19 protein-coding genes are annotated in these 23055 nt (G+C 71.1%); 8 read left to right on the top strand and 11 right to left on the bottom strand.

What is annotated here, in order from left to right; genetic code table 11:
- Positions 1 to 39: 39 nt before the first annotated feature.
- The 5 genes from WMF24_RS09230 to WMF24_RS09210 form a co-directional block, all read right to left on the bottom strand.
- The gene (locus WMF24_RS09230; RefSeq protein ID WP_437736007.1) at positions 40 to 1248 is read right to left on the bottom strand and encodes a methyltransferase domain-containing protein; all 1209 of its coding nucleotides are present in this window, start codon (positions 1246 to 1248) and stop codon (positions 40 to 42) included.
- A gap of 26 nt (positions 1249 to 1274) precedes the next feature.
- Entirely contained in the window at positions 1275 to 1832 is a 558-nt protein-coding gene (locus tag WMF24_RS09225; RefSeq protein WP_437736006.1) for a hypothetical protein, read from the bottom strand.
- Positions 1833 to 2609: 777 nt separating this feature from the next.
- Positions 2610 to 3845 (bottom strand): tetratricopeptide repeat protein, encoded by a 1236-nt coding sequence (locus WMF24_RS09220; RefSeq protein ID WP_437736005.1) that lies wholly within the window; start codon positions 3843 to 3845, stop codon positions 2610 to 2612.
- A complete protein-coding gene (locus WMF24_RS09215; protein ID WP_437736004.1) occupies positions 3842 to 5404 on the bottom strand; it encodes a SpoVR family protein in 1563 nt (520 codons plus the stop codon). Before WMF24_RS09215 ends, WMF24_RS09220 begins: the two co-directional genes overlap by 4 nt.
- 6 nt (positions 5405 to 5410) lie before the next feature.
- Positions 5411 to 6520 carry a DUF444 family protein gene (locus WMF24_RS09210; RefSeq protein ID WP_437736003.1) on the bottom strand — a complete coding sequence of 370 codons (1110 nt, stop codon included), beginning with the start codon at positions 6518 to 6520 and terminating at the stop codon, positions 5411 to 5413.
- Positions 6521 to 6649: 129 nt separating this feature from the next.
- Here WMF24_RS09210 and WMF24_RS09205 point away from each other — a divergent pair, with 129 nt between their 5' ends.
- From WMF24_RS09205 to WMF24_RS09190, 4 genes are all read left to right on the top strand, one after another.
- On the top strand, positions 6650 to 6964 hold the full coding sequence (locus WMF24_RS09205; protein ID WP_437736002.1) for a hypothetical protein: 315 nt from the start codon (positions 6650 to 6652) through the stop codon (positions 6962 to 6964).
- 6 nt (positions 6965 to 6970) lie between these two features.
- Positions 6971 to 8113 carry a hypothetical protein gene (locus WMF24_RS09200; RefSeq protein ID WP_437736001.1) on the top strand — a complete coding sequence of 381 codons (1143 nt, stop codon included), beginning with the start codon at positions 6971 to 6973 and terminating at the stop codon, positions 8111 to 8113.
- Between the two features lie 197 nt (positions 8114 to 8310).
- Positions 8311 to 8925 carry a hypothetical protein gene (locus WMF24_RS09195; protein WP_437736000.1) on the top strand — a complete coding sequence of 205 codons (615 nt, stop codon included), beginning with the start codon at positions 8311 to 8313 and terminating at the stop codon, positions 8923 to 8925.
- A 291-nt stretch (positions 8926 to 9216) separates the two neighbouring features.
- On the top strand, positions 9217 to 9378 hold the full coding sequence (locus WMF24_RS09190) for a hypothetical protein (protein WP_437735999.1): 162 nt from the start codon (positions 9217 to 9219) through the stop codon (positions 9376 to 9378).
- Positions 9379 to 10130: 752 nt separating this feature from the next.
- On the opposite strand, the gene WMF24_RS09185 is transcribed toward WMF24_RS09190, so the two are convergent.
- The 3 genes from WMF24_RS09185 to WMF24_RS09175 form a co-directional block, all read right to left on the bottom strand.
- Positions 10131 to 11570, bottom strand: coding sequence for a carboxypeptidase regulatory-like domain-containing protein (locus WMF24_RS09185; protein ID WP_437735998.1), 1440 nt, complete (start codon positions 11568 to 11570; stop codon positions 10131 to 10133).
- Positions 11571 to 11992: 422 nt separating this feature from the next.
- Complete coding sequence (locus tag WMF24_RS09180; protein ID WP_437735997.1) at positions 11993 to 12535, bottom strand: hypothetical protein; 543 nt, start codon at positions 12533 to 12535, stop codon at positions 11993 to 11995.
- A 50-nt stretch (positions 12536 to 12585) separates the two neighbouring features.
- Positions 12586 to 15753, bottom strand: a complete 3168-nt coding sequence (locus WMF24_RS09175) for a bifunctional [glutamate--ammonia ligase]-adenylyl-L-tyrosine phosphorylase/[glutamate--ammonia-ligase] adenylyltransferase (RefSeq protein WP_437735996.1) — start codon at positions 15751 to 15753, stop codon at positions 12586 to 12588.
- A gap of 124 nt (positions 15754 to 15877) precedes the next feature.
- Between WMF24_RS09175 and WMF24_RS09170 the strand changes: the two genes are divergently transcribed.
- Together WMF24_RS09170 and WMF24_RS09165 are read left to right on the top strand one after the other, a co-directional pair.
- Positions 15878 to 16621 (top strand): metallophosphoesterase family protein, encoded by a 744-nt coding sequence (locus tag WMF24_RS09170; RefSeq protein WP_437735995.1) that lies wholly within the window; start codon positions 15878 to 15880, stop codon positions 16619 to 16621.
- 210 nt (positions 16622 to 16831) lie between these two features.
- Positions 16832 to 17764 carry a diguanylate cyclase gene (locus WMF24_RS09165; RefSeq protein WP_437735994.1) on the top strand — a complete coding sequence of 311 codons (933 nt, stop codon included), beginning with the start codon at positions 16832 to 16834 and terminating at the stop codon, positions 17762 to 17764.
- Between the two features lie 204 nt (positions 17765 to 17968).
- On the opposite strand, the gene WMF24_RS09160 is transcribed toward WMF24_RS09165, so the two are convergent.
- The 3 genes from WMF24_RS09160 to fni form a co-directional block, all read right to left on the bottom strand.
- Positions 17969 to 18346 carry a response regulator gene (locus WMF24_RS09160; RefSeq protein ID WP_012234398.1) on the bottom strand — a complete coding sequence of 126 codons (378 nt, stop codon included), beginning with the start codon at positions 18344 to 18346 and terminating at the stop codon, positions 17969 to 17971.
- A 2-nt stretch (positions 18347 to 18348) separates the two neighbouring features.
- Complete coding sequence (locus WMF24_RS09155; protein ID WP_437638040.1) at positions 18349 to 19194, bottom strand: GAF domain-containing protein; 846 nt, start codon at positions 19192 to 19194, stop codon at positions 18349 to 18351.
- 215 nt (positions 19195 to 19409) lie between these two features.
- A complete protein-coding gene (gene fni, locus WMF24_RS09150) occupies positions 19410 to 20489 on the bottom strand; it encodes a type 2 isopentenyl-diphosphate Delta-isomerase (protein ID WP_437735993.1) in 1080 nt (359 codons plus the stop codon).
- 230 nt (positions 20490 to 20719) lie between these two features.
- On the opposite strand from fni, the gene WMF24_RS09145 reads away from it, so the two are divergent.
- Together WMF24_RS09145 and argH are read left to right on the top strand one after the other, a co-directional pair.
- A complete protein-coding gene (locus WMF24_RS09145) occupies positions 20720 to 21679 on the top strand; it encodes a hypothetical protein (protein ID WP_437735992.1) in 960 nt (319 codons plus the stop codon).
- An 18-nt stretch (positions 21680 to 21697) separates the two neighbouring features.
- Positions 21698 to 22990 carry an argininosuccinate lyase gene (gene argH, locus WMF24_RS09140; RefSeq protein ID WP_437735991.1) on the top strand — a complete coding sequence of 431 codons (1293 nt, stop codon included), beginning with the start codon at positions 21698 to 21700 and terminating at the stop codon, positions 22988 to 22990.
- The last annotated feature ends 65 nt before the right edge of the window (positions 22991 to 23055 follow it).

Below are 23055 nucleotides of genomic sequence, written 5' to 3'. Positions count from 1 at the left end.
AATCTCCCACCGAAGCGACTGAGGTTGCCACGTCACGCACTACATCATCTTCACTGGCTTGCGACCGGACCCCGCGTAGATGGGCCACGACGCCAGTCCTTTCGGGTTGGTGATGGTCGCCATGTGGACCTTGAGCCCGGCCGTGATCTCCTGGTGGAACTCCGGGGGAGTGCCCGCCGTGGCCGCCATCTGGCTCGTCCCGTTGATCCAGCTCTCGACGACCCGGGCGAAGTCGTAGCAGTCCGTGTTCATGTTCGTGATGTCGATGAGGTTGATCTTGATGTCTTCGAGCCCGGCGTCCGTCAGCACCTGCCGCGTCTTCATGCCGATATCGAGATCCATGCCGACCATCTTGCCGAGCTCGAGGATGCGCTGGTAGGTCGCGCGGATGAGCTCGTAGTCGGGCCAGCCGTAGTTGCACGACATCATCTCGTTCGTGATGTAGATGCGCCCGCCCGGCTTGCAGATGCGATAGAGCTCCTGCATGATCATCTCGGGCTGGTGGAAGACCTGGAGCGCGAGGCGGCAGGCGACGAAATCGAACGAGTTGTCCGGCAGGAGGAGGGTCGCGGCGTCCCCGTACTGGTACTCCACGTCCTCCATCCCGAGCCGCTTCGCCATCTCCTGAGCGTAGCGGAGCGACGGGCGCGAGTGATCGACGCCGACGATGTACTCCGGCTTGAAGTCCTTCTGGAGCATCACCGCGAAGTAGCCGAGCCCGCAGGCGATGTCCGCGATCCTCATCCCCGGCATCAGGCCGTGGTGCGGGAGGATCTTCCGCTCATGCTCCCAGATGATCCGCTCCTGCAGCCGGAGCACGTCGATGAACTCGGCGTCCTCCAGCATCCGCTGTATCGGATAGAACGCCATGTCGTAGATCTCGACGGAGACGTTGGGGTAGATCTCCGCGATCACCTGGAACTTGCGGATGGCCCAGGGGATGACGCTCGATATGATGAGCTTTATCTTGAGGTTGGGCCGCGCCTCGACCGCCCAGCGCACGAACCTGTTGATCTCCAGGAACGCGACGTTGTTCATGTACTTGAGGCGCTTGAAATCGAGGCACAGCTCGCCGCACGCGCTCTTCGCTGCCGTCTCCAGCGTGCCGCGGATGGCTCTCATCTGATCGGCGCCAAATGGCCGCAGCATGCCGGACAGCGCGACCTCCTGATCCGTCTGGTCGACGCGCATGCTGAAGGTGACCTGCGAGCGCCACGAGGGGAGGCCGCTCGAGGACGAAGGCGGCACGGCGGATTCGCGACCGATCGAAGCAGTCATAACTCGTCTACCTCAGTGAACGGGAACTGAATGGCCAGCAGGAGCCAGCCCCCGCCCGTGGGTTCTGTGATGCTGAGTTTGGAGCCGTACACGACCGCGAGCTCCAGTAATCCGAGCGCCTGCGCGTCCTCTTCCGGGACGTCGTTCTCGAGGATCTCTCGATACCACGACATCGGGTCGGGCTGATTGACCAGCTGGACGGCATGGTTGTAGAACTTGGCGCTCTGTTCGTTGACCGGCACCTCGGCCTCGACAGAGATATGATTCTGGCTCTTCCGGAACCGTATCTTTATTTCACCGCTGGGCCCGTGATTCCGATAGACGGCTTCGAGCAGTTCGTTGAAGAAGGTCGAGAGTAGGGTGGCATGTCGCTCGGGATCGTCCTCGTTGGCACTTGCATATCGCGCGAGGAAGTTAGCCAGCTGATGACAGTGGTTCCACCGTTTGCTGAAGCCACCGACCGAGAAGTTCGCGGAAATGACCATGCCGTCCGCCGGTAACGCGGGCGGCGGTCGCAAGGTCGGAGCTACGTCGGCCTGCTTGGAAACGGACATCAAAGCCTCGGGGGTTGGTTGACAAGTGAGGCGGGAACGAGATTACCCGGGTTCGGGGTGCCCCGTCGAGTGCATCGCGCGGCTTCCAGCAGGCGCCATCGGGAGTTCAGAGGGCAGAAACGTCAGCGGCCGCCCGGCGCGTTGCACCGGCCATGCCACGACACTGCAACATTTCAGTAATATAGATCACAATTTTCCACGACCACTGCGCTGACAATCATGTAGATCGATGTAGGAGGAACCCTGCGAAGTCACTGTACCGATCGACCGTTTCGCGCTGATCCTAGCGAATAACCCTCCCTCCCGTCGCGGAGGCACGTCAGGACGCGGCCGTGGGAGCCGGTCGGTTTGTCCACAGGGGCAGCGGGACGGCGGCGCGGGCCCGTAACCCACGCTACACGTTCACCGCGGCTCGCCTGTGGGCGCAGAGTGATTGGCCAGCTGAGCGGTTGGGCCGGCACAAGAGAGGTAATCGAAAGCGCGTCGCTGCTGTCAACCCCTTCCTGCGCGGGGCGCGGAGACGCGATCAGGCATCGTGTGGTCCCGAAAACCGCCACGGAGTTCGAGGAGTTCCGTGCGCGCACGCACGACGCGCCGCCCGGGGGCGGCTCGCCGGACACGAGTGCGCCTCCCGCGGAGCTTGACAATCCGCCGCGTGGACCTCTCCTGTTCACTCCGGCGCTGTCGGGGAGCCCCGACGCGCGGCCCGGGCACGGCCCCCTGCGCGGCGCGGGGGGCGCGCAGCGCCGCGGGGCGAGCGCCGCCGCCCTCCTCGGGTCACCTCGGCGCGGCGCCGCGCCGCTCGATCGCGTCGAGCTCCTCCATCACGGCCTTCACGCGCGGATCGGTGGGATCGGCGGCGCGCGCCTTCTCGTACGCTGCGCGCGCCTCCTTGAGCTGGCCCGACTGCGCCAGCGCGTTGCCGAGGTTGATCCAGGCGCTGCCGAGCCTGTCGTCGAGCTTGAGCGCCTCGCGGTAGAGCGCTGTCGCCTTCTGCAGGTCGCCGCGGAGGTGGTGCGCATAACCCAGGTTCGACCGGTACGTCGCGCGGCCCGGGTCGCGGGCCACGGCGGCCTCGAGGTACGGGATGGCGCGCGCAGGATCGTTCGCGGCGAGGAGGGCCGTCCCGAGATCGTTTTGCAGGCGCGCGTCCGCCGGCGACAGCCTCGCGGCGCGCTCGTAAGCGCGGATCGCGTCGGCCGTCTTGCCGGCGGCGAGGAGCGCTGTCCCGAGGTTCGCCTGCCGCTCGGCGTCGCCGGGCGCGAGCTCGGCGGAGCGCGCGAGCTCGCGGACGGCGTCCTGCAGGTTTCCGAGCGCGAGGTGCGCGACGCCCAGCGCGGAACGCGCCTCGGCGTCGCCGGGCGCGAGCTCTGCGGCCCGCGCGAGCTCGCCGAGCGCCGCCTCGGCGCGGCCGAGGACGAGGTACGCGCGGCCGAGCTCGAGGTGCGCCGGCGCGTAGCCCGGATCGAGCTTCACCGCGCGCTTCAGCTCCGGAATCGCCGCGAGCAGCGTCCTGTCGCCTGGCGCGCCGCTGTACTCCGTGGACACGCCCGCCCTCGCGATCGCCGCGCGCTGCGCGCCGACGATCGCCGCGGCGTCTCTCCTGTCGAGCTGCGCGGCCGCGCGATAGGCCCTCTCCGCGGCGGCGAAGTCGCCTGTCGCGAACGCGGCGTCGCCCTCCTCGAGCTTCCTGTCCGCCGCCGTGCCCGTGCCGCGCGCGACGCGCGGGGGCGGGCTCGCCGCGGCGGGCTCGCTCGTGGAGGGCGCGTCGAGCGGGACGCCCGAGCCCGCGACCGCGCCGTCCGCGAGCGAGCCCGCCGCGGCGGCGCTCCCCGCCGGCGCCGCGGCGGCGCTCCCCGCCGGCGGCGCGGCCTGCGCTGCCGTCGCCGGCGCCACCGCAGGCGACGCGGCAAGCGGAGCAGGCGCGGGCGCCTGCGGGGGCGGCGGCGCGACGGCGCAGCCGGCGAGCGCGAGCAGCGCCGCGAGCCGGCCGAGCGATCCGTTGGAGCTCACAGCTTGTACGGCGTCATCGCGTGCTCCTTGCCATCGTACCGGAGCAGCACAGGCTTGTTATCCATCCTCGTCGCGACGCCGACCGGCCGCTTCCAGCACCGGACGAGCGCGACGAGCGTCTCGCGCGCATAGTCGGCGCGCAGGTCGAAGCCGCCGTGCACGTGCTCGAGCAGCAGCTCCCCGCGGTTGCCGTAGTTGGCGTCGACCACGCGGATGTAGGGATCGCCGAAGTTCGTGAGCTGGAAGAGGAGCTTCTCCTTCACCTCCTTGAACTCGCGGCTCTCGATCTCGAACCTGTCGTTACGCCCGGAGAAGCCGAACGTGTACATCTTCTGATCGATCACGAACTCCGGCGTCAGGAACTCGTCGATGAAGGTCACGTCGTTGTAGAGCGCGCGCACCTGGAAGATCTTCTCGCGGCCGAGGCCGAGCCGCATGTCCCAGGTGCGCTTCGCGTCGAGGTCGGTGCACTCCTCCCACTCGCGGCCGAAGCGGCCCTTGTTCCACCGGTCCTCGATGTACCGGTAGAGCTCCACGCCGACCTTGTACGGGTTGAAGCGCCCCGGCGCCGTCGCCATGACGCCGGCGTTGTTCTCGGCGTAGTCGATGATCTCCGAGGCATCGAGGACCTTCTCGGTCATCATCTTCGAGTGCCAGTACGAGGCCCACCCCTCGTTCATGATCTTCGTCTGCCGCTGGGGCACGAAGTAGTAGGTCTCCTCGCGGATGATCTCGAGCACGTCGCGTTCCCACCGGTCGAGCGGCGCGTGGTCGAGCAGGAACTTGAGGACGTCCCGCTCGGGGCGCTCCGGGACCTTGCGCTCGGGCTTCTTCTGCTCCTGTCGCTTCTTCCGCTGCGCCTCGAGGATCTCCTCCGGGTTGATGAAGGAGTCCATGTACTCCTTCGCCCGGAGCTTGTACGTGTCCATCGGCTCTTCCGTCGGATCCTCTTCCTCCTTGGGCGCCGGGCGGCCGGTGAAGGGGGCCCACGGATCGATGAGGTTCTCGAGCGAGAGGCAGTGGTCGATGAACGCCTCGACCTTGTTGATGCCGTGGCGCTCGATGTGGCGCGCCACGCGCGCGCCGTGGTTCGCCATCTTGTCGATCCACTTGCGGTCGGGATCGTAGTTCTCGCTCCTCCGCACGGGGTCGACGATCGGCCCGCGGTGGTCGAGGTCGGTGGACCGGAAGCAGAAGTTGTTCTTGAAGAAGTCGACGTGGGCGTACACGTGCGCCATCACGAGCTTCTGATCGGTGAGCGAGTTGCCCTCGAGCAGGTAGGCGTACGAGGGGTTGTTGTTGATGACCATCTCGTAGATCTTGGAGAGGCCATACTCGTAGCTCTTCGAGAGCTGCTCGTACTCCATGCCGAACCGCCAGTGCGGATAGCGGCTCGGGAAGCCGCCGTACGCGGCGATCTCGTTCATCTGGTCGTACGTCAGCATCTCGAAGATGACCGGGAAGAAGTCGAGCCCGTAGTCCCGGGCGATCTTCTCGATGCGCTCCTTCTCGGTGCGCAGGTAGCGGGGCAGCGCGGTGTTCAGCGCGAACTTGCTCATACCGCTCTACTTCCCCTTCCCCAGGAAATCCTTGATGCTGCCCACGATCGCGTCCTTGTCCCTGATCTCGCTCACCACGACCCGGTCGTCCTGCGAGAAGTGCTCTTTCAGGTCCTTGATGAACTGGCCCGACCCGTACGGGCTCTCGACCTGCCCATAGGCGAACATGTTGACCCGCGGCAGGATCTGGGTCTTCAGCACGTCCACGCACGAGAGCGTGTCGTCCATCGACCAGTTGTCGCCGTCGGAGAAATGGAACGGGTAGATGTTCCACTCGTCCGGCGGGTAGTCGTTGTCGATGATCTGCGAGCAGAGCTTGTAGGCGCTCGAGATCATCGTGCCGCCGGACTCGCGCGTGTGGAAGAACGTCTCCCGGTCGACCTCGCGGGCGATCGCGTCGTGGATGATGAAGCGCGACTCGAGGCCCTTGTACTGGCGGGTCAGCCACGCGTCGATCCAGAACGACTCGATGCGCACGATCTCCTTCTGCTCGTCGCCCATCGATCCGGAGACGTCCATCATGTAGATGATGACGGCGTTCGCGACGGGCTCGGTGATCGTCTTCCACGAGCGGTAGCGCTTGTCGTCCGGGATGGGGACGACGACGGGCGCCGTCGGGCGGAACGTCCCGCTCGAGATCATCCGCTTCAGCGCCTCGCGGTACGTCCGCTTGAAGTGGCGAAGCGACTCGGGGCCGACGCGGCGGATGCCCGAGTAGCGATCGTGGGCGTTCGAGATCTTGCTCTTGCCCTTGTCCTGGATGTCGGGCAGCTCGAGCTCCTCGCCGAGGATGCTGGCGAGCTCCTCGAGCGTGACGTCGACCTCGAGGAGGTGATCGCCCTCGCCGCTGCCCGCCTGCCCTTGCCCGGGCTGCTTCTCGTCCGAGCCCCCCACGGGATCGCCGGGGTTGCCGTCGCCCTGCCCAACGCCCCCGCGCTGCTTGTCGCCGAAGCGGAAGCGCGGGATGTCGATCTGGGGGATCGGGATCGAGACGAGGTCCTTTCCCTTTCGCCCGATGAGCTCGCCTTGCGAGATGTACTTGCGGAGGTTCTCGCGGATGCGGCCGCGAACGATCTGACGGAAGCGCCCGTGATCCTGGTCGATCTTCAACGACACGCTGCGAGTGTAGCATCGGAAGCGGTCTCCGGTCCGCACGTTCGGCGGTTCACCGACGTCCCCGCGCCGTCGGCCGTCCCACCGCCACGCCCGCCCGTCGCGCGCTGCGCCCGTGGTAGCCTCCCGGACGTGCTTCCCCGAGCGGTCGATCTCCTACCGGTGGGCCCGGCGACGCCGCTGTCCGTCAGCCCGGCGACGCCGCGCCTCGGCGGCGGCGCGCGCGAGCAGCTCGGCGGGCCGCCGGAGCGCGCGTGCGAAGGGGTCGCCCAGGACGCGCCGGCGCGCCCGCAAGGCGGGCGCGGGCGCGGCGGCCGCGCGCAGGACGGGACATCGCGCGCCGCCCCGGGCGACCGCTGCGCCGCGACGTGGGGCGGGCGGTCGGGCGGCGCGAACGGCCCGCACGGGGACGCGCGCGGCTCGGCCGGCGACGGCGCCTGCTCCTGACGGACCATGCGGGACGCGATCGTGCGAGCGCCGATCAGGAAGGCCTCCGCGCTGGCGCAGGGCTCCGCGCTCGCCGCGCTCGTCGCGCTCGCGCCGCCGCCCGCCGTGGCCGCGCCGCCGCCCGCGACGACCGCGCCGCCGCCCGCGACGACCGCGCCGCCGCCCGCCGCGGCCGCGCCGCCGCCCGCGACGACCGCGACGCCGCCGCCGCGGGCGAGGACCGACGGGGCGCCGCGCGATCTCGCGGTGGTGGGCCTGCTCGTCGATCTCGAGAAGATGGTCGAGGTGCAGCAGTCGCTCGGCTGGACGATCGACCGCTACGAGCTCGACGAGATCATGTCGCCCGCGCTGATGAGCGTGTGCTCGGCGACCCCCGAGACGCGCGTCGCCGCGCTCGCCGCGCTCGACCGGCGGATCCGCGAGCTCGGCGGGCCGGTCGAGGAGGCGTTCCGGCGCCGCGGGGGCGACCTCGACGAGGTCGCGGATCTCCTGTTCGCGACCCGGGTGCGCGCGCTCCTCCACGAGGCGATGCGCCGCGCAGGCCACGGCGACGACACGCGCCTCACGAGCGACGCGCGCGGCACGCGCGCGCCGCGGGAGACGTCGACCGAGTGCCCGTTCTGGCTCCGCCCCTCGCCGGCGTTCCGCGGGCGCGAGACGGACGCCTACCGGACAACGCTCAACCTGGAGGGAGGCGGGCTCGGGGCCCTCGAGGCCGCGCAAGGCAGGGTCCTCCTCGGCGCGGGCGGCTCGGCGCGGCTGCTGCTCGGCCGAGGCATCAACGAGCGCTGGACGTTCCTGGCCGGCGGCGAGTTCGGCGGCACGGCGCAGTTCGAGCAGACCGAGACGAAGACCCGCTTTCCGATCCGCTTCACCGCCGCGCTGCCGATGGTGCTGCGGTATCACGCCCGCACCTGGCACTACGAGGGCGAGCTCGCGTCGATCGCGTACTTCACCCAGGACGACCTCCGGGTGAGCCCGGGGCTTCGCGTGGGCACGCTGATCGGCGTCTCTGCCCTGCGGGTGCGGGGCATCATGCCGTGGGCCGGCGTCGGGGTCGCGGTCGAGCACGTACTCGAGACCCACCAGCGCCCCGCGCAGTGGAACATCAAGGCCGGCGCTCGCGTCGGCTTCGACCTGGGGTTCTGAGCACGCCGGGGCGGGTTTTCAGCGGCGATGTGCGGCGAGCCGGACGCGCAATAGGCGCTTCCGCCCGGGTGGGCTACAGCGACTCCTGATTTCGATTCCGGTACTTCCCGCCGACTTTCCGACCGGGAAAGAGGGAACGCTGTGGCACCATGAGTCCACGAGCGAGCTCATGTCGAGAGAGCTCGGGGGAGGGCTCCATGCCGAGAGGCGAGACAGCGAAGGATACGTCCAAGCAGAGGAAGCGGGTCGGGAGCGGCGAGCGGGACCAGGCTTCGACCGCGACGTCCCAGGGCGAGGCCGGTCGGACGGCGACGGGCCGGCGGACCAGGGCCTCGACCGCGGGCGGGAGGAAGACCGCGGGCCCGACGCGGCGAGGGACGCAGGCCAAGAAGGGGGCGCCGCGCAAGGCCGGCGCGGGCGCCGCTGCGCGGCCGGGCACGCCCCGCCGCGCGGCGGGGACGGCGAAGAAGGTGGGCGGCACGGCGAGGAAGGCGGCCGCCGGGCAGGTGAGCCGGAAGCGGAGCACCGCCGCGAAGAAGGCGGCCGCGACGAGGAAGCGGAGCGCCGCCGGCGGGCCGGCGGGCGCGCGCGGCGCGGCGGGGCCGGCGGCCGGCGCCGGGCGACAGACGGCGGCGCGCAAGGCGGCGGGCTCGAAGCGGGCGGCGACGCCGCGCGCGGGCGCGACGAAGCCGCGGACCTCCGTCGGGCGCGCCGGGCGAGGCGGGGCTCCGCGGACGAGGGCAACGCAGCCGGGCGCGCCGCGGGCGGGTCAGAAGCGCGCGACCGCCGGAAGGCGATCGGCGGCCCGCTGAGCCGCAGCGTCGGGCGCGCCGCGCGCCGCGGAGCGCCCACCGCATCCTTCTTTCCCATCTCCCACCCCAGGACGATCGGGCCGCCGTTCGCCGGCGGGCGCCGCCGCGACCGGGCGCGCGTCGGCGCTGCGGCCAGGCTCGCGTCTGCGCTGCAGCCGGGCTCGCGTCGGCGCTGCGGGCGGGCCCGCGTCGGCGGTGGCTGCGCCCTGGCCCAGTCGTCGAGGGGCGCCCTCGCGCCCCGGGCTCGATCAGCGCGACGACGGCGAGGGCGAGGACAGAGGCTCGCCGACCATGAGGACCACCCACGTCGCGGTCAGGAAGTGGTACGACGTCCCCCCGAGGCCCGCCATCGTCGACCGCGCGCGCCTCGCGCAGAGCGGGCAGCCCGCGTCGCCGCGCCGGCCGATCAGGTACCGGCGCGACGACGGCGGCAGTGACGCAGGACAGACCTGAACTTCATCGCCCTCCATCACTCCGCACTTCCCCCCCATCCTGCTCTGCAGCGGAAGCGCCTCCGTGCGCCCGATGCCCTGCGACGCCCCGCGCGGCCGGCGCGCACGATCCTCCTCGCGGGGCCAGCCCTCGAGGACCCGACATGCGGCCGCTGGCGTAGGGAGATGCTGGACCATCGTTGGCATGCTCCTTCGGACGAGCCGAGAGCAGACGACCCAGGGATGTGGCGCCGCACTGCGGCCGACGTTCATCCTAGCAGGATCCCGCGGCCACGCATGGATGACATTCCGTATCTGCGTGGTGCTTCCCACCGCGACAGCCTCCTGTCTTTGCTGTCGTGTCCCTGTGCACCTTGTGCATTTCCTCGGCTCGATCGATATCGCTTCGAGGTGCGAGGAAGCAGAGCGGCATTGCGCTGACAGCGTGAATCTACAGCAGAGCGCCCGCCATGGCGAGCGCCGGCGACGCGCACGCCTCAGGCGCGTCCTGCGGTCAGCGCGCCGAGTCTGGCGGGATTTGCCGGAGGGATAATAAGGCACATCCTGACAACGCCCGGCGATCGCCGCGCCGGCGGGGCGGTCTCGCCCTCGCCTTGCGAGCGAAGCCATCTCCACGACGGCTCGGGGGAGAGATGACGATGATCAGGAGAGCACGGATGCTCGCCTCGGGGCCTGGCCCATGACGTCGGCGGTGGGGCACCGGCGCCAGACGTCAGCGGACGCGCGCGCGGGGTCGACGGCGCGCGGCGCGCCTCACTGCGGGACAGGCTCCGGGATCGGCGGCGGCTCGTCGTCGGGCACGATGCAGGCCGACAGGTCAAACAGCATGAAGAGGAGCGCCTTCTCCTGAGGGGTCAGCTCGTCCGTGGAGCAGCCCTCCGGGAAGGGCGGGCCCGTGAGGTCGCCCGCGGACACGTGGATGTCGGTGAACACGAGGCGGCCGCACTGCTGGTCTTCCGGGACGCCGATGGGCGTGTTGAACGTGAAGTACTGGATCCCGGCCGGCTCCGGCTGATCGTAATAGATCCACCGGGTCGAGATCTCGTCGTTCACGTCGTTCACCGTGTGCTGCGCGCCGTTGATCACGATCTGGCCGGGCACGTCCGACGCGCCCACGTTCACGAGCCAGTCCGCGAGGGCCTCGCCCTTCGGGCGCGTGGTGTCCACCAGCGCGGTGAGCGGGCTCTCCGGGTCGGCGTTGATGTTGTCCCAGACCGCGGTTTCCGGGAACGGCGCCGGCCCGCGCTTCAGCCAGACGTTGTGCCAGTGGGACGCGAACACGCGCCCGCCGAGCGACGTGTAATCGAAGAGGGCCTGGCGCGCCGTCTCGGGCTTGTCGGCGATGTGGGGATCGGCCTCGCAGGCGAGGATCACCATGTCGTACTGGCGCAGGCTGTCCACGCTCCCCCAGAGCTCGGTGGCCGGCGTGAACTCGACGCCTTCATTCAGGCCGTCCGCGTACTGCGTGGTGACGGGGTGCCCGGCGTCGCCGCGGCCGGCAAACAGGTTGATCCGGCCGGTCCCTGTCGCCGGCGTGAACTCGCTCTCCGAGATCCCGAGCTTGTGCAGCAAACACTCGAGCGGATCGGCGCCGCCCGTGGTCAGGGCGATCTTCGGGATGTGCCCCTCTTCCTGGTTGCGCGGCAGCCGGATCGTCCCGGCGTCCGTCGGGGTGTCCTGACACCTCTCGACCACCGGGAGGACGATCTCGCGCCGCCACTTGCCCACCTGAACGACGATCGGGATGTTCTCGCCGACCGGCACGTCCTCCAGGACGAAGCTTCCCTTTGTATCGGTGAGCGCCGTCGCGATGGGAGAGCCCGAGAGCGTGGCGCTGCACTGGTCACAGGTCGCGCCGTCCGGGATCGGCTCGACCGGGGCATTGGGGACGTAGACGATCACGTTGTAGAGGGGCAGCTTGCCCGAGGGGTCGTAGACGGTGCCGCTCACCGTGGTCTTCGCCCCGCCCTCGCACTCGACCTGCTGGCATTCGAGGCCCTCGCACGCGCCCTCGCCGCCCGCGCCGCCACTCCCGACGTTCGCGAGGACGCCACCACCGAGACCGAAGTCGCTGCCGCCAGTCCCACCTCCAGTGCCAGGCCCCGCGCCGCCGGATGCCGTGGTCGCCGTGCCCCCCGTGTCGCCGCAGGAGCATCCAGCCATGACGCCCGGCGCCACGGCGATCGCAGCCATCAAGACTCCCGCCTTGCCCGACCAAGTCAACATTTCGAGCCTCCCGGGCGCTGCGAGCAAAGGTGCCCTGCTGCCGCCCAGTGTCATCGTAGGCCACAGCGTGGACATCGGGAAGGACGTCCGGCAAGGACCAGGAACGCAGCGAGGGTGGATCGGGGTAAGCCCTTATACCCAAAGCTGCCGCCACCGCGCACGGCGCGCGCACCGCTGCGTCGGACGACGGGGACAGCAGAGCTTCGCGCCCGCGAAACGCGCCTGCGACACCGTGTGAGAGGCGATGACAGCGGGATCGACGTGAGGGCGCTTCGTGCCAGGGGCGCCGCTGGAGGGGCGCGCCGAGCACACGCGGGTCGCGAGCGAGGGAGGGAAAGGCGGGGACCGCGGCTGCCCCGGGCCGCCGGAACGAGCGGCCGGGCGACTGGCTACTGCGGATCCACGCGCGTCAGACCGAACCAGAGCACGTGGTGCCAGCGGTCTTGCCATTTCAGCAACATCGGACCGAGCGCCACCCCGGGCGCCACGGTGCGCAGCTCGTCCTTGAGCGCGCTCACAGGCCAGGGATTGCCGAACGCCCTCTCTCCATAGGTCAGCGCGAGCGTCGGCGCCCCGTCGAGCTCCGAGGGCAGGAGCTGCGCCTTGAAGCGCCACACCTTGCTCCCGAAGACGAGGTTCGTGCCGGAGTTGCCCCCGTGGTCGAACTCGTTCCCCTTCCAGGGCATCCAGCGCGACGCGAGCGCCTTCATCAGCGGGCGCGTCGCCAGGTGAACCCCGGCCGTCGGCTGCAGGGCGAGCAAGCGCCCTCGCGGCGCGTCGCCGAGCTCGGCGGGGTCCGCCGGCTTCCCCGCCCCGTAGATCTGCCGGAGCGCGTCCGGGTGCGCGCCGAGCAGGCTGTCGAGGGAGGTTACCTGGGTGAGGCCGCGGCGCGCGCCGGCCGCCTCTGCGTGCTGCTCGCTCTGGGTGGTCATCGTCTCGCGCCTGGCATTCCACCGCGCCCCGCGAGGGTCAACGGCAACGTTCAGCGCGCCTCGCCGGGCGCGCCCGGCTCGTGCGCCGCCGCGCTGGCGACGATGGCATCGTACGCCGCGCGGACGCGCCCGGTGATCGCGCCGTAGCGCGCGAGCAGCTCCCTCGCCGCCTCGGCCGCGGTGCGGCCCCGGATGCCCGTCCGCCGCGCGAGCAACGGCACCCCGGGCGCGTTCTCCTCGAGGAGCTGCGAGGCGTCGGCGTGCACGATGCGGATCCGCTGCTCCAGCTTGCGCAGGAAGGCATGGCCGTCCCGGAAGACCTCGGCGTGCTTGGGCGACAGGTACCCGGCCGAGGCGAGCGCCTCGATGGCCGTGAGCGTCTCGGAGGTCCTCACGCGCGGGTCGGCGCCGTGACGGATCTGCAGGAGCTGCACCGCGAACTCGATGTCGACGAGGCCGCCCCGCCCGAGCTTGAAGTCGCGCCGGCCGCGGCGCTCGTGCGAGAGCTCGTGCTCCATGCGGAGCCGCAGCCGGTGGATCTCCTCGGCGATGCGATCGAAGTCGTCCGCCTGGAGGTACGCTGCCTCGTGCGCGATCGCGATCGCCTCCGCCCCGAGCTCGGGATCGCCCGCCGCCGCGCGCGCCCGGATCAGCGCGAGCCGCTCCCAGACCGCCGCGCGCATGTGCCGCGCCCCGGGCGACGAGTCGGACTCCGCGGGCGCCGCGCCCGCGCGGCGGATGCCGTGGTAGCGCGCGAACGAGTCGATCGACGTGACGAGCAGCCCCTGGCTCCCCGACGGGCGCAGGCGCGTGTCGAGCTCGTAGCCCGGGCCCGCCGCGTGCGACATGGAGATGAGCCGGATGATCTGCCGGGCGCGCCGCGCGTAGTACGTGCCGGGATCCGAGCCGGGCCCGCACTCGCCGGACGGCGCGCGCGCCGGGTCGAACAGGAAGAAGACGTCGAGATCGGACCCGTAGCCGATCTCGCGGCCGCCGAGCTTGCCCATCGCGATGACGGCGAGCCCCCGCACAGGCTCTCCCGGCGGCGTCCCGAGCGCGAAGCGCGTCGCGGCCTCGAGCGACGCGTCGGCCAGATCCGAGAGCGCGAGCGTCGCCTCGCGCGTGCCGACCTCGCCGCTGAGGTCGGCGAGGCCGACCTCGATCGTGACGCGCGCCTTCGCGCGCCGGAGCGCGGCGATGAGCGCCTCCTCCGGATCCTCGTCCGGCGCGGCCTCGCTGAGGCTCTCCTCGATCGTGTGCCTGATGACATCGCGGCCGGGCGCGCCGCGCGCGAACAGCACGACGTCGACGAGCTCGGGGTACCTGACCATGGCGTCCCCGATGAACGCGCTCGATCCGAGCGCCTCGACGAGCCGGCGGAGCGCGCGCGGATCTTCGCCGAGCATGCGCGCGTACACGGACAGGTGCCGGATGCGCGAGAAGCACAGCCGGAGGAACCGCGCGGCCTGCTCCGGATCGGCGGCGTCGACGACGGCGGCGAGCAGCGTCTCCGCGAGCGACGAGGACGCCTCGCGGCTGCGCGCGCCGAGCAGGCCGTCCGGGTGCCGCGAGAGCTCGAAGAGGTCGTCGGCGACGTCGCGGAAGCGCGCGGCCAGCGAGGCGCGCGCCCCCGGCTCGATCGGCGCCGCCCCGGGCTGCGCGGCGAGCTCCGCGGCGGCGCTGGCGTCCGCCGCGGCGGCCGCGTCCGCCGCGGCGCCGCCCTCGGCGGGCTCCGGCTCGCCCGCAGGACCGCCGAGGACGAGCACCGCGTGCTTCGCGAGCGCGTCGGCGAAGGCCTCGCGATCGCCGCGATCGAGCGCGGCCATCGCCTCGATCCACCGCGACGGCCGCGTGCTCCCCTTCGGCAGGAGCGACAGGAGTCGCGCCTTGATCTGGCTCCGGCGCTGCTCGGTGTCGGCGAGGAACGCCGCGGCGTCCTTGAAGCGCAGCGTCCGGGCGAGGCGCCCGAGCTCGGCCTCGCTGTCGGGGAGCAGGTGCGTCTGCACGCCGGTCGCGGACTGGACCGCGTGCTCCGCGCGCCGGAGCGCGAGGTAGCCCTCGACGAGCTCCCGCCCCTCGCGGTCGGTCACGTACCCGAGCGTGCGCAGGCGCCGCAGGCCGTCGAGCATGCCTTGCGCGCGCGCCCGCGGCTCGCGCCCTCCCCAGATGAGCTGCAGCGCCTGCACGAAGAACTCCGCCTCGCGGATGCCGCCGGGGCCGAGCTTGAGATCGCGCGAGGCGTCGTGCGAGAGCTCCGCGCGGGCGCGCTCGACGAGCTCGATCATGTCGACCGCGAGCTGCGGGTCGACCCGGCGCCGCCAGACGAACGGGGCAAGCACCCCGAGCGCCTCGGCGCCGAAGTCGAGATCGCCGGCGATCTCGCGGGCGCGGAGCAGCGCGGCGCGCTCCCAGAGGCGGCCGAACGACTCGTAGTAGCGCTCGGCGGCGGCGAGCGAGTTGACGAGCGGGCCGCTGCGCCCCTCGGGGCGCAGCCGGAGGTCGACGCGCCAGACGAAGCCGTCCTCGGTGACCTCCTCGAGCGTCGACGTGAGGCGGCGCGCGACGCGCGCCCAGAAGTCGTGCAGGGTGACCGAGACGGCGCGATCGCCGGAGGGGCCGACCTGCCCCTCGTCGGTGTCGTAGAGGTAGATGAGGTCGACGTCGGAGCCCGCGTTGAGCTCGTCGCCGCCGAGCTTGCCCATCCCGAGGACGACGAACTTCGACCGCGCGCCGGTCGCGGTGCGCGGCTCCCCGAAGCGCGCGGTCACGGCCGAGACGGCCTCCGCGAGCGCGATCTCGATCGTGGCCTCGGCGAGCGCGGTGAGCTCGCGCGCGGTGACGTCGATGTCCGCGCCGCCCGCCGAGGGCGGGAGCAGCTCGCGCAGCGCGATGCGGATCCGCTCGTCGCGCGCCACGCGCCGCAGCTCCCGGCGGACGCGGTCGGCGTCCGAGACGTCGCCGACGCGGGCCCGGATCTGCGCGAGGTACGTGGCGCGGTCGCGGGCGGTCTGGTGGCCCTCGGCCGCGAGCCGCTCCGCGATGTCCGGATTTGCCTCGATGATCGCGCCGATCGCGGGGTAGGCGGCCGTGAGGAGCGCCGCGATCGCGAAGGCCATCGTCCCGGGGCGCAGGCGAGGCGCGAGCCGCGCCGCGCGGTCCTTCACGCGTTGCTCATCGATGGTGTTCGCGATCTCCAGGAGCCTCGAGACCTGTTGCATGGCCCGAGGCTAGCAAGACGTTGGGGCGCGAACGTGGGTTCCGCAGCGCCCGACCGCCAGTTTATCGCGCCCTGGCCCCACCTCGCGCCTTGGCGGAGCCGCTCCCAGATCCTATGCTCGCCGGGTGCGATTGCTCTGCGTTTCGGATATCCACGGCCACGCCGACGCGCTCGCGGCGGTCCTGGCCACCGCCGAGCGCCGAGGCTACACCCAGCTCCTGGTCGCCGGAGATCTCTGCTTTCCCGGCCCGAAGCCGCTCGAGACCTGGCGCCGGCTCACCCAGGCCAAGGCGGTGTGTGTACAGGGCGTATCCGATCGCGCCCTGGCGACGCTGGACATCCACAACGTCAGGCCGCGGAGCGAGCACGAGCGCGCGCGGCTCGATCGCCTGGCCCAGACGCGCACCGAGCTCGGCGAGCTGATCCTCGCCCGGCTGGCGCGGCTCTCCCCGACGTACCGCCTGCCGCTCGAGGACGGCGGCGAGCTCGTCCTGGTGCACGGCTCCCCTGCGGACCCGCTGGAGCCGATCTCGCACGACATGACGGACGAGGAGGTGCTCTCCCTCCTCGGCGACGACCCGGCGGACGTCGTGATCTGCGGCGGATCCCATGTCCCGTTCGACCGCATGGTGGGCGGCGTCCGCATCATCAACGTCGGTTCGGTGGGCGAGGCGCCGTGCTCGATGCGGAGCGATGTGCGAGGTGATGCCGATCGCGTGCGCGTCGGCGCGCGCCCTTCCGGCGAGCTTGTGCGCAGCGGGGCCGTCTCCACCTACGGCACGGGCCACGCCGACGCGACGTTCGTCGAGATCCGAGCGGGCGAGCTCTGGGTAGAGCAGGTCGTGGTGCCGCTGGGCCGAGCGGCGTGATGGCGCGCGGCCAGGCGTCGGGGCGCGGCGAGGCGTCGGGGCGCCGCTAGCCCCACGGGCGGAGGACGACGGCGGGAGCCACGCGCGCAGCGCTCGGCGCGCGTGATCACGCAGACGCACGTCGCGCATCCTACCCGACACGGAACCTCGCGTGCGCCATGCCCTCGCGCTTGAACCTGTTTCAAGGATTGAGGATCATCCTCAGGGAGCATGGGCAGCTACAACCCCGACGATGACTTCGAGGCCACGCGGGTGGCCAACGTTGGGGAACTCCAGAAGGAGCTCCCGGCGCGCTCGGCGAAGGATCGCGCTTACCTCATCGTGCTCGCCGGGTCGAACGTCGGCGAGATGTACCGGGTCGAGGGCTCCGAGATCGTGATCGGCCGGGCGTCCGGGGCGACCATCCGGCTGAACGACGACGGCATCTCGAGGCGCCACGCGCGTCTCCTCCAGATGGACAGCCAGGTGCTGATCGAGGATCTCAACAGCTCCAACGGGACGCTCGTGAACGGCGAGCAGGTGACGCGCGCCGCCCTGCACGACGGCGACAAGATCCGCCTGGGCTCGACGACCGTCCTCAAGTTCACCTACCACGACTACCTGGACGAGTCCTTCCAGCAGCAGATGTACGATGCGGCGCTTCGCGACGCCCTCACGAAGGCCTTCAACAAGAAGTACTTCCTGGACCGGCTCGAGACCGAGGTCTCCTATGCGCGTCGGCACAGCGCGCACCTGTCGCTGCTCATGTTCGACGTCGATCATTTCAAGAGGATCAACGACACGTTCGGGCACCTCGCCGGCGACTACGTCCTCGCGAGGATCGCGAAGATCGCGAGCAACACGGTCAGGACGGAGGACGTGTTCGCGCGTTACGGCGGTGAGGAGTTCGGCATCCTGTGCCGCGGCGTGGCGCTCGAGAACGCGGGCATCCTCGGTGAGCGGCTGCGACTCCTCGTCGAGGGATCGGTCTTCGAGCACGAGGGCGTCCGCGTGCCGACGACGATCAGCGTCGGCGTCGCGGCGCACCCCGACATCCCGGTGCAGAGCGGCCAGCAACTCATCGCGGCAGCGGACGAGGCGCTGTACGAGGCGAAGCGCACCGGCCGCAACCGCGTGCTCCTGAAGTTTGGCCAGAAGTCGTGAGGCCGGGAATCGCGCGGGAATAAAGCGGGGATAACGCGAGAATCACGCGGGAATCGCGCACGAATCACGCTGGGACCGCGCGCACCTACCGGTGCGCGCGACGCGGTCGCGCGCTCGCGACGCGCTCAACGATCGTACCCGGAGCAGGCCGCGCAGGCCCTGCTCGGCCGACCGGTGCGCGCGCGCCCGGCGCCGCGCGCGCCCTCAGTCGATCTTCAGGAGCTCCTTGACCTTGGCGATGACCTGCGGCGCCTGGATGGGCTTCGTGATGTACGCGTTCGCGCCGAGCTGCAGCGCGCGCTGGCGATCCTCCTGCGACCCCTCGGTGGTGATGATGATGATCGGGGTGTCCTTGTGGACCGGATCCGTGCGCACGCGCTTGACGAGCTTGAGCCCGTCCATGATCGGCATGTTGATGTCGGTGATGATGACGTCGTACTTGGTCGAGGCGAGCTTGCGGAGACCGTCGACGCCGTCGTCCGCCTCGGTGACGCGGAGGTTCTTCACGCGCGCCAGCGCGAAGACCAAGAGCTGCCGCATCATGGGCGAGTCTTCAACGATCAGACACGAGTACTCGGCCATGATCAGTCCTCCAGGTCCAGGAATGCCTGGACGCCGGGCACCTTCCGGCCGGCGTCGGTGAAGAGCCGCGCGTTGATGAGGGCGGGGGCGGCCTGGGCCCCGAGGAGCTTGAAGAGCTCGGTGTCCACGTTCACGAACTCCGTCTTTTGCGGGAGCGTGCTGAAGATCGCGATGACACCCACGGTGCGCCCGTTGAAGTCGAGCGGGATCACTGCAGCGGGATCCTCGATGCTCCCCTTGGAGACGTCCTTGTTCTCGTCGAAGAAGATTTCCCCCTTCGAGAATGCCTGGCCGACCGCGCCTTCGGTCACCGGCATGCGCGCGATCTCCTCCACGGCGACGCCTTCGCTCGCGATCGAGACGAGCTCCTTACCATCAGGAGACGCAAGGTACACGGAGAAGGCGCCCGCCCCGAGGAACTGCGCGAGCAGCTCCTTCAGGTTGCGGAGGACGTGGCGCACGTTGCGCGCCGCGTGGAGCTGCGACAGCGCGACGTACAGGTTCGCGAGGTTCGCGAGCTCCCCCTCCGCCTCCGAGTAGCGGCTGTTGAAGCGGTCGGACGCCGCCACCATCCGCACCGACTGCGTCACGAGATCGCGCTTCTCCTGCTCGAGCTCCTCGATCTTGCGGAGCAGGTCGCGGATGGCCGAGTCGCTCGCGAGGTGCGCGCGCAGCTTGCCGTTCTCCGACTCGAGCTCGGTGATCTTGTCGCGAAGGCGCTCGTTCTCACGGAGGAGCTCCTCGGTCAGCTGCGCCCCCTTGCGGAAGAACTGCTGAATGAAGGCATCGCGCTCCTTCTTCAGGTCCTCGGGGGGACGATCGCTCTGACGCCCTTTTTTCTCCGTCATTTTATCCCGGGGTTCTCCAGAGCTTCGGACCGTATCATGCGGGGCTGACCGGACGGAAGCGTCGAGCGCGGCCCGCAGCCGCGCCCGGACTTCCCGCCGGAAGGGCGGACCGCCCGGCGCCCCGCGGTCGTCACAGACGTCGGGCCGGACCCGCTGGCCCTACCTCGGGCACGGGCGCCACGCCTCCCCGGCCCACCTACCCCCCTCTCCACGGCTTACGCCTTTTCCATCTGCTTCAGCAGCTTGGCCCACCGGCGCAGGTCCCGGCCGAGCAGCACCGGCGTCTTCCGGAGCGACGCGACGTCGCGCGCCCCGACGAGCAGCATGACCGCCCGGAGCTCCGCCTCGATGGTCTCGAGGTACCGCACCGCGGCGTCCCGCCCCCCCGAGATGAAGGCCTGCAGCACCGGGCGCGCGATCCCGGCCGCGTGCGCGCCGAGCGCGAGCGCCCGGGCGATGTCAAGGCCGCTCGTGATGCCCCCTGTCGCGATGACGGTCTTGAAGCGCGGACGGATCGACCGCGCGATGAGCACCGAGGCGGCGGTCGGGACGCCCCACTCGCGGAGCGCCTCGCCGAGGGAGCGGGCCGCGCCGTCGGCCCGCGCCGTCTCGACCGCGACCCAGGACGTGCCGCCGGCGCCGGAGACATCGAGGTTGCGGACGCCCGCCCGCACGAGCCTGTAGGCCGTCCCCGGCCCGATACCGCAGCCGGTCTCCTTCGCGACGACGGGCACGCTGAGGCCGCTCGCAAGCCGGCTGATCGCCTCCAGCGCGCCGGAGAAGTCGCGATCACCGCCCGGCTGGACCAGCTCCATCGCGGGGTTCAGGTGGACGCACAGCGCGTCTGCGCCGACCTGGGCGACGAGCTCGGCGACCGCCTCGGTGGACAGCGACCGCGCCTGCACGGCGCCGATGTTCCCGAGGAGCAGGGCGGTCGGCGCGTGCTCGCGGACCTCGTACGTGGCGGAGGCGTCGCCGTTCAGCATGGCCCGCTGGCTCCCCAGCCCGAAGCCGTACCCGCGCTCCTCGGCGATCCGCGAGAGCTCCCGGTTGATCGCCTGCGCGCGCTCCGTGCCGCCGGTCATGGCCGCGATCAGGAGGGGCGCGCGGAGCCGCTTGCCGAGCAGCAGCACCGAGGTGTCGATCGCGTCGAGGGACAGCTCCGGCAGCGCGTCATGGATCAGCTCGACCTGCTCCAGAAGCGTGGTCTTGGCCCGGAATCCGACGTCACCGGTCGCGCACAGCTCGATGTGGTCGGCTTTCCTCTCGGAAATGTCCTTCGCCTCTTCCGTCATGGGGGCACAACTTTACGCGGCCGCCGACCGCCGTCGAAAAGGAAGTGCCATGGACAAAAAATCGCAACGAAAGCTCTCGGCCAGGAGCGGTCCTGGGGCTGAACCAGGGGCAGCAGCTGATAAGGAGGAGCCGACGTGCGCTGGCCTCGGCGCCCCGGCCGCCCTCCCCTCTTCTGAAGCCCCTGAAGCTCCCGCGCGACCGGCGCGCGGCCATGGCATAAAGTAGCGTCATGGACCTCCCGGACGAATCCCAGATCCGCTGGATCCTTCGGACGACCGCCGCCCTCCTCCAGCACGGCGCAGAGCCCGTCCGCGGGCTGGTGCAGCCGACGGCCGAGTTCTTCCCCGACCCGTACGACGGCTCGCCCAAGACGGTGGCCGCCCTGATGGTGCGGGTCCAGGAGCACGCCGGGCTCCAGGATCTCCCGGTGGAGCTCGCGGTGGTCACCCCGGAGGGTCAGGCCAGCACCGTGAGCTGCTCGAGCGGCGCGTGCGGCGGGATGGCGCTCGACACCAAGCTCGAGCGGGTCGCCCGGCGCGACGACGGCGGGTACCGGGTCGCCGTCTCCGCGGGAGAGCTCCGCAACCCCACGGTGCTCACGACGGGGTTCGTGCGCGCCGTGTCGTTCATGTTCCTGAGCGAGGCGGGCGCCTTCGACGCGCTCGCGCCGACGGACCGGGAGCCCGCCGTGGATCTGGCCGCCGTGCTGCTCGGCTTCGGGGTCCTCGCGACGAACGGCTCGTACCTTTACGCGAAGGGGTGCGGCGGCGTGCAGGTACACTCGGCGACGAAGATGCCGGTCGACGAGCTCGCGCTCGCGCTCGCCGTCTACTGCCGGCTGCACCAGGTGCCCGACCGGACCGCCGCGCGGCACCTCGACGTGACGCCGCGCGCCCACTTCGACGAGTCGGCCGTCTGGGCGAGCTCCAACATCGCGCTCGTCCGCATGCTGCGGGCCGCGCCGGACCGGATCGCCGCGGACGACTACGCGATCGGCGAGGCGAGGAGCTGGCTGGCCCGCGCGCTCGGCCTCGGCAAGCGCCGGCCCGCGCCGACGGCGGACGACGAGCTGCGCGACCTCGAGCGAGCGCTCGCGGCCGGCGCGGCGAAGCCGCGATCCCTGGACGAGGGCAAGGCGAAGAAGCTTGCCGAGATCCGCGCTCTCGTGGACGAGAGCCTGGAGCGCTGAGAGGGCTGAGAGATCCGAATGAGCGTACGACTGTGGGACAAAGGGGGCGCGACCGACGCCCAGATGCTCCGTTACACCTCGCGAGACGACTGGCAGCTCGACCAGCGCCTGCTCGCCTACGACCTGCGGGCCACGATCGCGCACGTCCGCGGGCTCGCGCGCATCGGCGTGCTCAGCGAGGCAGAGCGCGACGCGCTCGTCCGCGAGCTCGAGGTGCTCGCGGCGCAGAACGAGGCCGGCGAGCTGCGGCTCACCGAGGACGACGAGGACGGCCACAGCGCGATCGAGGCCGCGCTGGTCGCCCGCATCGGCGACGCGGGCAAGAAGGTGCACACGGGCCGGAGCCGCAACGACCAGGTGCTCGTGGCGATGCGCCTCTACGAGCGCGACGCGCTGGACGAGCTCACCGAGCACGCGACGGCCGGCGCCCGTGCGCTGCTCGATCTCGCGCGGCGCGAGGCGGACACGCCGATGCCCGGCTACACGCACCTGCAGCGGGCGGTGCCGTCCTCGGTCGGCTACTGGGCCGCGTCGTTCGTCGAGGGGCTCACCGACGCGGTCGACGTGGTGCGGGCGACGCGAGCGCTCGTCGACCGGTGCCCGCTCGGCGGCGCCGCGGGGTTCGGCGTGAACCTGCCGCTCGATCGCGTCGGCGTCGCGCGCGAGCTCGGGTTCGCCGGCGTGGCCTTGAACCCGCTGGCCTCCCAGACGTCGCGCGGCCTCATCGAGGCGCAGATCCTCGCGGCCGCGTGGCAGGTGGTCGCGGTGACCCGCCGGCTCGCGTGGGATCTCAGCCTGTTCGCGATGAGCGAGCTCGCGTTTATCCGGCTGCCCGAGGCGTTCACGACGGGCTCCTCGATCATGCCGCAGAAGCGCAACCCCGACGTTGTCGAGCTCATGCGCGCGGCCTGCTCCGTCGTCCAGGGGGCGCTCGCCGAGGTGCAGTCGATCGTGGCGCTCCCGTCCGGGTACCACCGCGATCTGCAGCTCACGAAGGGCCCCACGATGCGCGGCCTCGACGAGGCGCTCGCGACGTCGCGCCTGCTGCCGCGGCTCGTCGAGGGGCTCGCCTTCGACCGCGAGCGCATGGCCCGGGCGATCACGCCGGAGTGCTTCGCGACCGATCGGGCCGTCGAGCTCGCCGTGCAGGGCGTCCCGTTCCGCGAGGCGTACCGCAAGGTCGCGGCCGAGATCGCGGCGCTCCCCGCCGGCGACGCCGCGGCGAGCCTCCGCGCCCGGGTGTCGCTCGGCGCGCCGGGCAACCTCGCGCTGGACGATCTGGCCCGCAGGTTGGAGCGGCCGGCGCGCTAGTCACGGCGTCGTCCTCCGGGGGGGCGCGGGAGGTCTCGCCGAGCTGCCCGGCCCGAGGAGCCCCT

The sequence above is a fragment of the Sorangium sp. So ce1335 genome (assembly GCF_051521615.1).
GTDB lineage: Bacteria > Myxococcota_A > Polyangia > Polyangiales > Polyangiaceae > Sorangium.
Note: the sequence above shows the minus strand (reverse complement) of the source record. Positions and strands in the feature narration are given on the sequence as shown.